Origin of the sequence: Rhizobium sp. BK376 (assembly GCF_004341625.1) — a bacterium.
Lineage (GTDB): Bacteria > Pseudomonadota > Alphaproteobacteria > Rhizobiales > Rhizobiaceae > Rhizobium.
Map to the genome: position 1 here is coordinate 165,744 of NZ_SLZG01000005.1, position 14,217 is coordinate 179,960.

A 14,217-nucleotide genomic window follows, 5' to 3' on the forward strand; every position below is an offset into this window, starting at 1 on the left:
CGCCGTCATATTATGGCGACCGGACGCCACCCGAAACCATTCAATTTGCCGCTGGTATCTAGCAGGCCATTGTCACGAAGCTGAAACAAAATCTGTCTAGACAGATTTCTGTCAAAGACAATTTTGAGTGAGCTGCGGACAATCGCGACATGGCCGAACTGAGTCTATCCAATCTGACGAAGAACTATGGCCTGACGCCAGTGCTTCGCGACGTCTCGCTCGACATTGCGCATGGCGAATTCCTGACGCTGCTCGGGCCGAGCGGCTGCGGAAAGTCGACGCTTTTGAGGATTATCGCCGGGCTGGACGTCCAGGATGGCGGAAGCCTTTCCATCGGCGGCAGGAACGTCGATGGCCTGCGCCCTCGCGCCCGCGACGTGGCCATGGTCTTCCAGTCCTATGCGCTTTATCCGCACATGACGGTCGCTGCCAACATGGCGTTGCCGCTCAGGATGAGACGCCTTTCGGCTGGGCAACGCCTGCCGCTCATCGGTCGTTTTCTTCCCGGTACAAGTCGGACCGGCGCCGAGATCGATGCTGCCGTTGCCACCACTGCCAATGCGCTCGGCATCGGCCATCTCCTCGGTCGCAAACCCGGGCAACTCTCCGGCGGGCAACGACAGAGAGTGGCGGTCGGGCGTGCGATGGTCCGTGATCCCACTGTCTTCCTGATGGACGAGCCGCTCTCGAATCTGGATGCCAAGCTGCGCGTCCAGATGCGCACTGAAATCAAGGAACTGCATAAACGGCTCGGCGTCACCTTCGTCTACGTCACGCATGACCAGGCAGAAGCCATGACGCTGTCCGACCGTGTGGCTGTCATGCTCGACGGCGAGCTGCTGCAGGTGGGCAAGCCGCAGGACATCTATGCCGATCCGACAGATCGGCGCGTTGCGGAATTCGTCGGCTCGCCGAAGATCAACATGCTGACGGCAGTTGTCCGCGAGCGTGGTCGGGTCGAGGCCGCTGGCATGGCGTTGCCGCTGATAGTCGGCCAGCCAGCGGGAACGGCGCTGACGCTTGGTATCAGGCCCGAAGCGTTCCAGCTCGGCGCTCGCGACGGTAAGGATGCCTTTCGCGGACGCGTCCGCCTTGTCGAACATCTCGGTTCCGACCTCTTCGTGCATCTTGACGCCGAAGGCCTCGAAGAGCCGCTCATCGCACGCCTGCCGGTGGAACAGACATCGGAGGCTGCAATTGGCAGGATGCTTGAAATGACGGTCGCGCCTGACCGCTTGCTGGTCTTCGATAAGACCGGGCGACGCCTCAGGCCGAGCGCAGAGATCGTGACGGTTCGGGGGTATGTCCGATGACGGTCACGGCAGACATTATGGTGAAGGAGCAATCTTCGCCAAACGGCGTCTCCAGCGCTGCGGCGAAAGCTGTGGCGCTCCACGAAATGATGGCGGCCTTGATGCTCGCCGGGCCCGCAACGCTCGCGCTGATCGCGCTCTTCATCCTGCCTGTTCTGTGCGTGTTCGGCATTGCCCTTACCGACTGGCAGTTCGGCGCAACGAGCCTGAATTTTGTCGGATCGGCCAATTTCCGCGCGGTATTCGACGATCCGGATTTTCGTACGTCCATCGCAAACACGTTCGTCTACGTGTTGATCGTTGTGCCTGCGACCGTCATTCTCGGCCTGCTGGTCGCAATTCTGGTCGAGAGCGGCGAGAGTCTGCGGTCCTTCTACAGGGCAGTGCACTTCCTTCCCTACATGGCCATGCTCGCCGCCATGGCGATTTCCTGGGAAGGACTTCTCCATCCGACAATCGGGCTGGTCAATCACGTCTTCGCTGCCCTTGGTCTTCCGACCGCCAACTGGCTGCGCAATGAAAACACCGTGCTCGCGTCGCTCGCCGTCATCGGCATATGGCAGAATCTCGGTTTCGCCATGGTGCTGTTTCTCGCGGGTCTCAAGGCAATCCCTGGGGATCTCTATGACGCAGCGAGCGTCGACGGCGCCGATCTCTGGCTTGATCGGCTAAGAACGGTGACATTGCCCATGCTCGGGCCGACGACAATGTTCGTCGTGATCGTCGTCGCCCTTGATGCCTTCAGGGTCTTCGACACGGTCCAAATCCTTACCCAGGGTGGGCCGAACCACGCGTCGGACGTGTTGCTCTACACGCTCTATCGTGAAGGCTTCAACTATCTGCGCACCGGCTACGGCGCTGCCGTCACCATCGTCTTCCTGGCAATTGTCGTCACGCTGACGCTCGTCCAGGCCCGCATCATGGACAGAAGGGTGCATTATTCATGAGCCCTTCCCGCTCCTATCTCGGCGGCCTCGGCCGGCATGCGGCCCTGTTGCCGACGACCCTTTTTGCGCTGGTTCCCTTCATCTGGATGCTCAGCCTCTCGCTGAAGCCACCGGAAGAAATCTTCGGCTCGCCCTTCGCTCTGCTGCCGCAGCATTGGGATGCCTACGAGAATTACAGCAAGGCGCTCAAGGCTGCGCCATTGGCACGCTTCATGCTGAATGGCGGCCTCGTCTGCTTCGCCATACTCGTCCTGCAAATCCTCCTCTGCGCGCCCTGTGCTTATGCGCTCGCAAAGCTGAAATTTCCTGGCCGCGACCTGCTTTTCGGCCTGGTGCTTATCGGACTTCTGCTGCCGCATCAGGTGCTCGCGCTGCCGCTCTTCATCCTCTGCTACAAGCTCGGCATTCTCGACAGCTATGCCGCGTTGATCCTGCCTTTCATCGTCTCCCCCTTCGGCATCTTCCTGTTTCGCCAGTCGTTCAAGTCGATCCCGGACGACATCGTCCAGGCCGCGCGGCTCGATGGTCTTTCCGAATTCGCGATCGTCTGGCGCATCATGGTGCCGATGGCGGTGCCTGCGCTCATCGCCTTTTCGATTTTCTCGGTAGTCGCCCACTGGAACGACCTCTTCTGGCCGTCGATCGTCATCAAGACCAGAGATCTCATGCCGCCCTCGCTGGGCGCAGCCGCCTTCAGAAATGTCGAGGCGGGCTATGATTTCGGTCCGCTCATGGCCGGCGCAGTGGTCATCGTATTGCCGCTTCTCCTTGCCTTCGTTCTCGCCCAGCGGTGGTTCATCGAAGGGCTCGCTTCCTCTTCACTCAAATAGATTCAGCACGGAGTTTTTCATGCAAACCTTTGCCAGATCCATCGCGCTTGCAGGTCTGCTCGGCCTGACGGCCGGGTTCGCCCACGCCGCAGACACCACGATCAATGTTCTCTATGCCAATGACCGCACCACCGCCGAGGCCCACGAGGAAATCAAGACTCGTTTCGAAGCGGAGAATCCCGGCATCAAGATCAGCTTCCTGGCACCTGCCGACAGCTATGAGACCGCGACACAGAACCTGCTCCGCGGCGCGCTGATCGGCGATTTGCCTGATGTCGTCTTCCAGGGCCAGAATCTGATCCGCAGTCTGGTCGATCGCAACCTTGCCGTACCGCTGAACAGTTTCATCGAGGCCGATGGCGGCGCGGAGAAACTCGGCTACGACGCCGGCATGTTGCGCATCGGGACGCTGAAAGATCGCTACTACGCCATCCCCTTTGCCGTTTCGACACCGCTCGTCTATGTCAATCTGGATCTCGTAAAGGCGGCAGGCGTCGATCCGGATCACTTCCCGACCAATTGGGCGGACATGGTGGCACTCGGCAAGAAGCTCAACGACCCGGCAAAGGGCGTGACGGGTTTCTATTTCCAGTGGGACGTCACCGGTAACTGGATGTTCCAGAGCCTCGACTTCAGCTATGGCGGCCAGATGCTGAGCGCCGATGAAAAGACCGCCACGCTCGACAGCCCCGCCGGAATGAAGACACTGGAAACGCTGGAAAGCTTCGCCAAGGCCGGCATGCCCAATCTTCCGTCCGCCCAGGCACGACCGGCTTTCGCGGCCGGCAAGATTGCCATCTTCGGCGACTCCAGTTCCAATCTCGGCAAGGCAACGACGATGATTGGCAAGAATTTCCAGTTCCGGACCTATCCCTTCCCGCTGCCATCAGCCGACGCCAAGCTGCCGGCCGGCGGCAATGCGGCGGTCATGCTGACGAAGGATGCCGAAAAGCAGAAGGCGGTCTGGAAGTACATCAAGTTCGCCACCGGTCCGATCGGCCAGACGATCATGGCACGCCACACCGGCTACCTGCCGAGCAACAATATCGCCATCCAGACGGCCGATCTGCTCGGCGACTACTATGCATCGCAGCCAAATTATCAGACCAGCATCAAGCAGATCCCCATCCTCACCGGCTGGTACGCATTTCCAGGACCGAACGGCCTGAAGATCATCGACGTCATCAAGAACCATCTCGAAGCGGTCGTCATGGGCAAAAAGACCGCCACGGAGACTGCCTCTGCCATGAACCGCGACGTCCAGGCTCTGCTGCCATGACCTCGACTGAAACCAATACCGCACAGGACGCAGCCGCCAGCCCCTATGAGGGGCTGGCTTCCAACTACAACGAAGCACGCCCGAGCTATCCGGATGTATCAATTGCAGATCTCGCCGGAACGACCGGCCTTGTCGTCGACGTGGGAGCTGGCACCGGCATCTTCACCCGTCAACTCGCCCGTGCCGTGCCGCAAGCCGAGGTGATCGGCCTCGAGCCGAGCGCAGACATGCGGCGCATGGCGCAGACCGCCTCGGGTCATCTGGGCAACGTCACGTTCCAGATCGGTTCGGCGGAGAAACTGCCCTTCGACGATGAAACGGTTGCAATCGTTACGGCCGCCACCGCAGCCCACTGGTTCGACCGGCCGGTCTTTTACGCCGAGGCCTTCCGGTGCCTCGGAAAGGGTGGCCGCCTGGTCATCCTTCAGAATATCCGCCGATGGTGGGACAGCGATTGGCTGGCTGCCTACGAGGACCTGCATGAATCCACCGTGGGCAACTATCGCCGAGGCACCTTTCCTGCTCCTGAGGGGCAGTGTCGGGCGCTCGACGTTGCCGCAGAACTCTCTGCGCATGAGGGGGTCTCGTCGGTCATGACGCAGGATTTCGAATGGCGCACCACGCTTTCGGAAAAGGATTTCGTCAGCTTCAGCCTTTCCTCGACGATCACCCAGCGCGCCATCGCTGCAATCAGCGAAACCGCTTATCTCGAAAGGCTGGCGCGGCTGATGGATGCTCACTCCGACGGTGGCATCCTGCCGATCGACTACGTAACCCGCGTCGTCACAGCCACGCGGGCCGACGATCCGGCCGCCTGATATCATTCTCTACGAGCAACGAGTTTTTCTATGCAAATGACTGCCGATCAGTTCCGCATCATCCAGATTTCCGATCCGCATCTCGGTCGTCGCCGGCCCTTCTTTCAGCACAATTGGGAAGTGCTCGTAGAATTGCTTAACGCGGAGACCTACGATCTCATCGTCTGCACCGGCGACATGTCGATAGAAGGCGCAGAATTTGAAGACGAGCTTGTCTTTGCAGCGCAGCAGTTCGAGCGTATCCGAGGCCCGGTTCTCTTCACGCCGGGAAATCACGATATCGGCAACAGTCTGCCTGACGTGCGCGGCGGCGAAACGGCGATCACCGCCGCCCGCTGCGACGCCTTTGTCAGGTATTTCGGGCCTGATTTTTGGTCTCGCGACATCGGCAGCCACTGGCGGCTGGTCGGCCTCAACTCGATGCTTCCGGGAAGCGGTCTCGACGGCGAAGCGCAGCAACAGGCAATGATCGAGGAGGTTGTCGCGAGTGCAGCAGGACGCCGCCTGATGGTCTTCAAACACAAGCCGCTCTACGTGCGCCAACCCGACGAAACGGCCATGACCCAGAGCGCGCTCTATCCCGAGCATCGAGCCCGATTGAAGGACACCCTGTCGTCAGCCGGAAACGCGCTGATCTGCAGCGGCCACATCCACGATTACAAGACGGCATCATGGGAGGGTCTCGACCAGATTTGGGCGCCGTCAACGGCCTTCGTCATCGATCGCGACGGTTTGCTCCATCCCCTGCATGGCATCCGCCGCACCGGTTATCTCGTCCACACGCTCGCTGGAGATAAACACAGCCACGAATTCGTCGAGCCGGACCGCTTCCTCAACATCGATGTCGGAAACTGGATGCGGGCTCCTGAAACCTTCCACGCTCGTTATCACGCAGAACCGCTCCGCGGCCTCACTCTTGCAGATGGCCAGCAGAGCTGAACTGCCGATCGGCAAATTTCACGCTTCGGCCGTGCGATGTTCCTCACGCGCGGCCTCCCAGACCTCCCATGCCGCATCGGCGTTCATCGCGGCAATGCCAAGGCCCACCACGATATCCGGCCACACGGAATGCCAGACAAACGCGGTGACGAGGCCGGTTGCGATGATTGCAAGGTTCGCATAGACGTCATTTCGCGCCGACAGAAAGGCGGCTCGTGTCAAACCTCCGCTATGATGCCGATATGCGGTCAGCAAAAGCGCGCAGGTGACATTCACTGCCAATGCGCCCAAACCGGCCAGGCCAAGGGCAAGAGGCTGCGGCGGCACCGGATTCATGAAGCGCTCATAGGCCGTCCAGGCAGTCGCCAGGCCGGGAACGAGCAAAATCAGGGCAAGCAGCATGCCCACTTGGGCACGCGATCGGGCAGTCCACGCAAGCGCGACCACGATGAGCAAATTGATTGAAGCATCTTCGAGGAAATCAACGCTGTCCGCGAAAAGCGATACGGACCCTATCGCCAGCGCAACCGCAAATTCGATCCCGAAGTAAGCCAGGTTTAAAAGCGCCACGACGAGAACTATACGACGGAGCGGTCGGTTCATTTCCGTTTTCATGAAATTCTGCACACCTCGAATCTCAACGAGAGATCCACAGCTGATCTCAACGACGCCATAGCTCATTTGGAAACGCTTCCCAACCTGTTTCGTTGGCATCGCTGCTCGCCACCGGTATGAACGATGCCGCGAGGAGGCGTCGAATGGATTTTCGATACCCTGCTCTTGAACAACGGAACTGATCCGTCGATCCATGACAACCGTCCAGATACCATCTGTGCGGAGGTGTACATTCTTGCTCATTGAAAACCAGGCGCGCCATATCGCAGGTAGGCGAGCAGAAGAGCGGCGGAAAGCGATACGGCGAGGGGCATATTGGTTCCCTGTGCAAATCGGCCGAGCAGAAGACCGGTGGCGACTACCAGCATACTAACCGGCCATGTGCCGCCGCTGAAGGCCAGGCCGAGGGACGTGATGCAGACGGCAGACGCCAACATCGGGAGTGGCCGCGTGGCATTTGCGACAGATGCTGCGCCGTCGAAAATAGCGATGAAGCAGTTCCAGCTCAGTGCGATCGAAATGATAAGCAGGACGGGGGCGATGGCGTGTATCTGCATCAGGCGCCCTCATCGAAGTCGAATTGCCTTGGACGTCAATCGCGTCTCTTGCGGTTTGGCGCTCCGCCAGGGCTCGGCCGACGGCGATCAGGACCGGATGATCGTAGCCGATCTCGTTGATGCCTTCTCCGAGCCTCGCTAGCGTTCCGTGCCATTGACGTTCGGCAGGACGACTGACATTGCTGACGATGACTGCAGGTGTTGAAGGCGACGCGCCGGCTTCAACGAGGCGCTCGGCGATAAGGCATGCCGTCCGCCCGCCCATATAGAACACATTGGTGGTCTTCGGATCAGCGATCGAGCGCCAGTCCATATCGTCGGGCAAGACGCCGCTGCGCGAGTGGCCGGTGATATAACGAACGGATTGCGCGTGGTCCCGGTGCGTGAGCGACAGGCCGAGACCCGCTGCCATCGCGCTTGCGGCTGTGATGCCCGGAATGACGTCGACGGGAATATTCTGCCGCTCGAGGCAGGCGATCTCTTCGCCGGCGCGACCGAAGATCATCGGGTCGCCGGACTTCAGCCGGACGACGCGTTTGCCTGCCCTGGCGAATTTCACCATCATCTCGTTGATGTCCTCCTGCCGGCAGCTGGTGCGACCCCCTCTCTTGCCCACGAGCATGCGTTTTGCCTCGCGGCGAGCGAGTTCCAGCACGTCGGCCGATACCAGATCGTCGAAGAGAATGATGTCGGCCGCCTGCAGCGCGCGCACCGCCTTCAGGGTCAGGAGTTCCGCGTCCCCCGGCCCTGCCCCGACGAGCGTCACGCAGCCGCCTTTCGCGGCAGCGGCCTTTATCCCGCGCGCTGACTCGAGAAGCTGCTTCTCGGCGTCATGACTGGGCACATCCCTGAACGCATCATCTGCAAACCTCTCCCAGAAAATGCGCCGTTCCGAAGTCGTTTTCAGCTGCCGATTGACATGGTCTCGCAGGGACCGGGCGATTTGCGCCCAGGACTGAATGGCGCGCGGCAGCAGCGTCTCGATCTTCCGGCGGATCGCCTGCGCCAATATCGGCGCGGCACCATCCGTCGAGATCGCGACGACGACGGGCGAACGATTGACGATCGAGCCGAACTGAAATTGGCAATAGGCCGGCTTGTCGATCACGTTCACCGGTACCCCGAGCGAGCGTGCCGCATCGAAGAAGCACCTGGCTTCGGCGTCCTCGTCGAAATCCGCGATCGCGAGCTCGGCGTTCACAAGATCGGGCGGCGCCCAGCGTCTGCGGTGGTGGACAAGGCTGGCGCTGGGGTGGCGCAACGGACTCGTGAGAAGGATTTGAAGACCATCGCCCGCCTCCTCGGTGAAGACCTCGACCTGCGCCCCACAGGCTAACATCAGTTCCGCTTTCCAGGCGGCAGCGTCGGAGCCGCCGACGATGACCACGCGCTTTTTCTCTAGCGTCCAGAAGACAGGAAGCTTCGCAAGCGGCTCCATGCGCGAGGAACCTTCACTCGGCGGCTTGGGTAAGGCATGCATCGATGATCCCCCTGATCTCGGCGCGGCAGGAGCCGCAATTGGTGCCCGCGTTGAGTTGCTTGCCGACAGCCTCAACGCTGTGGCAACCTCCACGAACGGCGGCGACGATCTGGTTGACGCCGACGCCGAAGCAGGAACAGACGGTTGCGCCCGGATCAGGCTTGTCCGCGCCCGGTCGCCCGGCGATGAGCGCGAAGCGCTTGCGAATATCCGTGTGGTTGGCGACAAGCTGCGAGATCGTCCAATTGCGGGCAACTGGTACCGGTTCGGGCGCCAGAAACAGAGCCGCGAGCAAACGATCGCCGGCAAAGAAGGCAAGTCTCGTCACGCCAGTCTGCGCATCGGCGTAGCCGAGAGGCTCGATGTCCTCGGCTATGGCAAAGGTCGCGCGGCACCATGAGCACCAATCGGTTTCCGCCTCATCGAAGGCCAGCTCCATCCGCCATCCACCATCGGCCTTCGCGATCGCCCAATAGGCGGCATCAAGCGGCGCCGGTTGTTCGACCGAGAGCCCGAAGCCGTAGCGTGCCACTTTGAACGGTCGTGCGGTGACCGCGACATTCTTCGATGCGGGCTGACCCGAGATTGGGTCTGTCCGCGGTGCAACGAGTGCATCGATGCGTCCCCTGGCGGCAAACTGATCGTTCCAGTGCATGGGAACGAAGATACTGCCCCGGGCCTGTCGTTCGGTGATTAGGGCGCGGACGACCGCCTTGCCATAAGGGCTCTCGATCTCGACGAGATCCGCCTTGCCGACGCCGATGTCGATCGCATCGCGCGGATGCAGTTCGGCAAAAGGCTCGGCGATGTGAGACGAGAGACGCGCGCTTTTGCCCGTGCGCGTCATCGTATGCCAATGATCGCGAACCCGCCCGGTATTCAGCGTGAAGGGGTAATTGGGATCGGTCCGGTCCATGAGGACTGGATTGACCGCGACGAACCGGGCTTTGCCGTCGGCGTGGTAGAAACCACCCTTTGCGAAGAAGCGCGTTTCAATCGCCTTGCCGCCCTCGGGCTGCGGCCACTGGAAAGGCTGAAACTCATCGTAGCTGCTGGAACCCATGCCGGCATAGGCGCCGATATCGAAATCGCGTCCACCATTATTCTCGAAGGCGGACAGAGCAGCATGCTCGCTAAAAATCTCGGCGCTGGAGGCGAATTGAAACCCCGCGTAGAAGCCCATGCGGCGGGCGACTTCCGCCAGCTGCCACCAATCGGCCCTCGCCTCTCCCGGCGTTTCGAGGAAGGCGCGCTGACGGGAAATCCGCCGCTCCGAGTTCGTCACCGTTCCGTCCTTCTCGCCCCATCCGAGCGACGGCAGTAGGACATGGGCATGCCGCGTCGTATCCGTGTTCTTCAGCACATCGGAAACGACCACGAAGGGACAGGCCTTGATCGCCGCCTCGACGGCATCGGCATCCGGCATGGAGACGACGGGGTTGGTCGCCATGATCCAGATCGCCTTGATGCGTCCGTCCGCAACCGCCTTGAACATGTCGACGGCCTTCAGGCCGGGCTTCTCGGCGATCCTCGGCGCGGTCCAGAAGCGCTGGACACGGTCGCGATGCTCTGGATTTTCGATATCCATATGGGCGGCAAGCATGTTGGCAAGCCCGCCAACCTCGCGTCCTCCCATGGCGTTTGGCTGGCCCGTCAGGGAGAACGGTCCCATGCCCGGCCGGCCAATGCGGCCGGTCGCGAGGTGACAGTTGATGATGGCGTTGACCTTATCGGTCCCTGACGCCGACTGGTTGACGCCCTGGCTGTAGCAGGTGACGACCCGCTCTGTAGTGGCGAAGAGGTGATAGAACTCGCGCAGCTGCATCGCCGGCAGGCCGGTGAGATCCAGGAGATCGCTGAAGGAAATCGTGGCGGATGCTGCAAAGGCGTCCGCAAAGCCACCCGTATGCTCGGCGATATAATTCTGGTCGACCGCGTTTTCGGAGATCAGATGCGCAAACAGCCCCGCAAAGAGCGCGACATCGCCATCCGGCCGGATCGCCAGATGCATATCCGCAATATCGGCCGTCATCGTCCGGCGCGGATCGATGACGACGATTTTCATGGCCCGACGCGCTGCCTTGGCAGCAGCCAGCCGCTGGTAGAGGACAGGATGACACCAGGCGAGGTTGGAGCCCGCAAGGATGACCAGGTCAGCGAGCTCGATATCCTCGTAGGTTCCTGGCACCGTGTCGGAACCGAAGGCGCGCCGATGGCCGGCGACGGAGGAGGACATGCAGAGGCGTGAATTGGTGTCGATGTTGGCAGAGCCGATGAAGCCCTTCATTAGCTTGTTGGCGAGATAGTAGTCCTCGGTCAGCAATTGGCCGGAGACATAGAAGGCAACGGAATCAGGTCCGTGCTCGACGATCGTCTGCGAAAATCGCTGCGCGACGAGGTCAAGCGCCGTGTCCCATTCGACCCGTTTTCCCGCTATTTCGGGGTGGAGAACGCGCCCGTCGAGATCGATGGTTTCGCCGAGCGCCGAACCCTTCGAGCAGAGCCTTCCGAAGTTGGAGGGATGGTCGGGATCGCCCCGCACGGAGACTGTGCCGTCCTCGGCGACCTTGGCGATCACGCCGCAGCCGACACCACAATAGGGACACGTTGTCCTGACCTCTTTCTCCATTATTCGGCCGCCATCATTATGCTTCCGAGGGCGATGGAGAGAGCCCCATTCTCGTTGCGAACGGGGATGGTGCGGACCGCGCCGTGATCGGCGCCGAGCGCCTTGCCCGTTTCGAGCGAGATCACCCAATTATGCAGCGGGCAGGTCACGGCTTTCGCATGGACGATGCCCTGCGAAAGCGCCCCGCCCTTGTGCGGGCAATGATCCTCGATTGCGAAGACCTCGTTTTCAGCGGTCCGGAAGACCGCAATTTTGCCTTGCGGTGTCTTCACGCAGCGCGCGCCCCTCAGCGGAATATCGGCGACATCGCCGATCGGATGCCAGGTTTCCTTTGGCCAGTTCATGTCCATCTCCTCACTCGGCAGCCTGCGGATAGCCGATCGTCGCCATCGGCCTGAACTCGTGCTTGTCCTTGCCGGAAACACGCTCCGACCAGGGATCGACCTGGGCAAATGTCTGCGAGAAAACGAAGCGGTCGTAATAGGCCTTGCGCTTCTCCGCATTGCCCATGATCTGGCGGCGGATTTCGTCGAGGCCGACGCGCTTTGCCCATTTGTAGATGCGCTCGAGATAGCGCGCCTGTTCGCGATACATCTGCGTCAGCGCCACGATATGCTCCAGCGCCTCGTCTTCGGTCCTGACGAGGCCGAGAACTTCGGTGCCCTTGATGTCGAGGCCGGCGGCACCCGCAAAGTGGATTTCGAACCCGCTGTCCACACAGATCACGCCGATGTCCTTGCAGGTTGCCTCGGCGCAATTGCGCGGACATCCTGACACCGCCATCTTCAGCTTGGCGGGCGTCCAGGAGCCCCACATAAATTTTTCGATGCGGATGCCAAGGCCGGTAGAGTCCTGCGTGCCGAAACGGCACCAGTCTGAGCCGACGCAAGTCTTCACGGTGCGCAGACCCTTTGCATAGGCCTGGCCGGAGACGAAACCGGCCTTGCCGAGATCGGCCCAGACACCAGGCAGATCTTCCTTCTCGACGCCGAGCAGGTCGATGCGCTGGCCGCCTGTTACCTTCACCATCGGGATTTCGAACTTGTCGACGACATCGGCAATAGCGCGAAGTTCGCTCGACGAGGTGACGCCGCCCCACATGCGCGGTATGACCGAAAAGGTGCCGTCCTTCTGGATGTTGGCGTGAACGCGCTCGTTGATGAAGCGCGACTGGTAGTCGTCGGCATATTCGTCCGGCCAGTCGCAGACGAGGTAGTAATTGAGGGCGGGACGACATTTGGCGCAGCCGCACGACGTCTTCCATTCAAGCTCCTGCATGACGGCCGGGATGGTCTTCAGCCCCTTGGCCTTGATGAGCCGGCGAACGTCGTCATGACCGAGCTCGGTGCAGGTGCACATCGGCTGGACGGCAGCGGGGTTGTAACTGTCGCCAAGCGTCAGCGTCATCAGCTGTTCGACCAAGCCCGTACAGGAGCCGCAGGAGGCGGAGGCCTTGGTGTGAGCGCGCACGTCGTCCAACGACGTCAGGCCTCTGGCCGTGATCGTAGAGGTGATCTTGCCCTTGCAAACGCCGTTGCAGCCACAGATTTCCGCATCATCCGGCAAGGCTGCAACGGCCGCCATAGGGTCCAGCGGTGACCCTCCCTGATAAGCCTGGCCGAAAATCAGCGTCTCGCGCATGTCGGCGATGTCGGTCTGCTTTTTCTTCAGATCGTTGAACCAGGCGCCATCGGCAGTCTCGCCGTAAAGCACAGTGCCGATGATCCTGTTGTCCTTCAGCACGAGACGCTTGTAGACGCCGGCGGATGCGTCGCGCAGCACGATTTCCTCGCGATCGTCGCCATCGGCGAAGTCGCCGAGCGAGAACAGATCGATGCCTGTCACCTTTAGCTTGGTCGGCGTGTCCGAATGGACGAACGCGGCCGAACTGTCTCCGGACAGATGCGAGGCCGCCACGCGCGCCATTTCATAAAGTGGGGCGACGAGACCGTAGACCATGCCGCCCACCTCCGCGCATTCACCGAGCGCCATGATGCTGCCGTCCGAGGTCTGCATGCCGTCATCGACGACGATGCCGCGGTTGACGGCGATGCCGGCGTCCTTGGCGATTCCGATATTCGGGCGAATGCCGACGGCCATGACGACAAGCGTGGCGGGAATGATGCGGCCGTCATCAAGCTCGATGCCTTCCACACGCTCCTTGCCGACGATCGCCCTGGTATTGGCCTTGCAGATCACCTTGATGCCGCGTTCCTCGACGGCCCTTTGCAGAAGATAGCCAGCGGCTGGGTCGAGCTGGCGCTCCATCAGCGTCGGCATGACATGCACGACGGTGACGTCCATACCGCGGGAAGCAAGGCCGGCAGCGGCTTCGAGGCCGAGGAGGCCGCCGCCGATAACGACCGCCTTCTCGCGCGACTGGGCGGCCAGCAGCATCGCCTGCACGTCGTCGAGGTCGCGATAGGTGATGACGCCGGGCAGATCCTTGCCCGGAACAGGGATGATGAAGGGAACGGAGCCGGTGGCGATCACCAGCTTGTCGTAGCTCTCCGTGATGCCGTGGTCCGAAGTGACGGTCTTGGCGGTCCGATCGATCGCAACGATCTTGTGGCCCTTGTAGAGCACGATGCCGTGCTTAATATACCAGCCGTCGCCGTGGATGATGATCTGCTCGTAGTCCTTTTCGCCGGAGAGCACCGGCGAAAGCATGATGCGGTCGTAATTGACGCGCGGCTCGGCGTTGAAAATGGTCACCTGGTAGCGGCCGGGTGCCTTTTCGAAGAGGTGTTCCAGCATGCGGCCGGGCGCCATGCCGTTGCCGATAATGACAAGTTTCTCAGTCATGGTTT

11 protein-coding genes are annotated in these 14,217 nt (G+C 61.1%); 6 read left to right on the forward strand and 5 right to left on the reverse strand.

Annotated features, from left to right (window positions below):
* The first annotated feature begins 149 nt into the window (after window positions 1–149).
* From EV561_RS15250 to EV561_RS15275, 6 genes are read left to right on the forward strand one after another with little or no spacing between them, the layout of a single operon-like run.
* Window positions 150–1,313, forward strand: coding sequence for an ABC transporter ATP-binding protein (locus EV561_RS15250; RefSeq protein WP_132522875.1), 1,164 nt, complete (start codon window positions 150–152; stop codon window positions 1,311–1,313).
* Window positions 1,310–2,260, forward strand: a complete 951-nt coding sequence (locus tag EV561_RS15255; RefSeq protein WP_245512678.1) for a sugar ABC transporter permease — start codon at window positions 1,310–1,312, stop codon at window positions 2,258–2,260. Before EV561_RS15250 ends, EV561_RS15255 begins: the two co-directional genes overlap by 4 nt.
* A complete protein-coding gene (locus EV561_RS15260; protein ID WP_132522877.1) occupies window positions 2,257–3,090 on the forward strand; it encodes a carbohydrate ABC transporter permease in 834 nt (277 codons plus the stop codon). The genes EV561_RS15255 and EV561_RS15260 overlap by 4 nt, the downstream gene beginning before the upstream one ends.
* Window positions 3,091–3,109: 19 nt before the next feature.
* Window positions 3,110–4,369 (forward strand): ABC transporter substrate-binding protein, encoded by a 1,260-nt coding sequence (locus EV561_RS15265; RefSeq protein WP_132522879.1) that lies wholly within the window; start codon window positions 3,110–3,112, stop codon window positions 4,367–4,369.
* Window positions 4,366–5,187 (forward strand): class I SAM-dependent methyltransferase, encoded by an 822-nt coding sequence (locus tag EV561_RS15270; protein ID WP_132522881.1) that lies wholly within the window; start codon window positions 4,366–4,368, stop codon window positions 5,185–5,187. Before EV561_RS15265 ends, EV561_RS15270 begins: the two co-directional genes overlap by 4 nt.
* A gap of 30 nt (window positions 5,188–5,217) precedes the next feature.
* The gene (locus EV561_RS15275; RefSeq protein WP_132522883.1) at window positions 5,218–6,126 is read left to right on the forward strand and encodes a metallophosphoesterase; all 909 of its coding nucleotides are present in this window, start codon (window positions 5,218–5,220) and stop codon (window positions 6,124–6,126) included.
* Between the two features lie 18 nt (window positions 6,127–6,144).
* On the opposite strand, the gene EV561_RS15280 is transcribed toward EV561_RS15275, so the two are convergent.
* From EV561_RS15280 to nirB, 5 genes are all read right to left on the reverse strand, one after another.
* Window positions 6,145–6,729, reverse strand: coding sequence for a cation transporter (locus EV561_RS15280; RefSeq protein ID WP_132522885.1), 585 nt, complete (start codon window positions 6,727–6,729; stop codon window positions 6,145–6,147).
* A gap of 381 nt (window positions 6,730–7,110) precedes the next feature.
* Window positions 7,111–8,778, reverse strand: a complete 1,668-nt coding sequence (cysG, locus tag EV561_RS15290) for a siroheme synthase CysG (RefSeq protein ID WP_245512679.1) — start codon at window positions 8,776–8,778, stop codon at window positions 7,111–7,113.
* Window positions 8,750–11,407: a nitrate reductase gene (locus EV561_RS15295; RefSeq protein WP_132522889.1), complete on the reverse strand. Its 2,658-nt coding sequence runs from the start codon at window positions 11,405–11,407 to the stop codon at window positions 8,750–8,752. Before EV561_RS15295 ends, cysG begins: the two co-directional genes overlap by 29 nt.
* Window positions 11,407–11,757 carry a nitrite reductase small subunit NirD gene (gene nirD, locus EV561_RS15300; RefSeq protein WP_132522891.1) on the reverse strand — a complete coding sequence of 117 codons (351 nt, stop codon included), beginning with the start codon at window positions 11,755–11,757 and terminating at the stop codon, window positions 11,407–11,409. The genes EV561_RS15295 and nirD overlap by 1 nt, the downstream gene beginning before the upstream one ends.
* A gap of 4 nt (window positions 11,758–11,761) precedes the next feature.
* The gene (gene nirB, locus EV561_RS15305; protein WP_132522893.1) at window positions 11,762–14,212 is read right to left on the reverse strand and encodes a nitrite reductase large subunit NirB; all 2,451 of its coding nucleotides are present in this window, start codon (window positions 14,210–14,212) and stop codon (window positions 11,762–11,764) included.
* Window positions 14,213–14,217 lie beyond the last annotated feature (5 nt).

Coding starts and splice junctions, on each gene's coding strand:
- EV561_RS15280 (WP_132522885.1), bottom strand. CDS start 6,729: ATGAACCGACCGCTCCGTCGTATAGTTCTCGTCGTGGCGCTTTTAAAC.
- EV561_RS15270 (WP_132522881.1), top strand. CDS start 4,366: ATGACCTCGACTGAAACCAATACCGCACAGGACGCAGCCGCCAGCCCC.
- nirD (WP_132522891.1), bottom strand. CDS start 11,757: ATGGACATGAACTGGCCAAAGGAAACCTGGCATCCGATCGGCGATGTC.
- cysG (WP_245512679.1), bottom strand. CDS start 8,778: ATGCATGCCTTACCCAAGCCGCCGAGTGAAGGTTCCTCGCGCATGGAG.
- nirB (WP_132522893.1), bottom strand. CDS start 14,212: ATGACTGAGAAACTTGTCATTATCGGCAACGGCATGGCGCCCGGCCGC.
- EV561_RS15260 (WP_132522877.1), top strand. CDS start 2,257: ATGAGCCCTTCCCGCTCCTATCTCGGCGGCCTCGGCCGGCATGCGGCC.
- EV561_RS15250 (WP_132522875.1), top strand. CDS start 150: ATGGCCGAACTGAGTCTATCCAATCTGACGAAGAACTATGGCCTGACG.
- EV561_RS15295 (WP_132522889.1), bottom strand. CDS start 11,407: ATGGAGAAAGAGGTCAGGACAACGTGTCCCTATTGTGGTGTCGGCTGC.
- EV561_RS15275 (WP_132522883.1), top strand. CDS start 5,218: ATGCAAATGACTGCCGATCAGTTCCGCATCATCCAGATTTCCGATCCG.
- EV561_RS15265 (WP_132522879.1), top strand. CDS start 3,110: ATGCAAACCTTTGCCAGATCCATCGCGCTTGCAGGTCTGCTCGGCCTG.
- EV561_RS15255 (WP_245512678.1), top strand. CDS start 1,310: ATGACGGTCACGGCAGACATTATGGTGAAGGAGCAATCTTCGCCAAAC.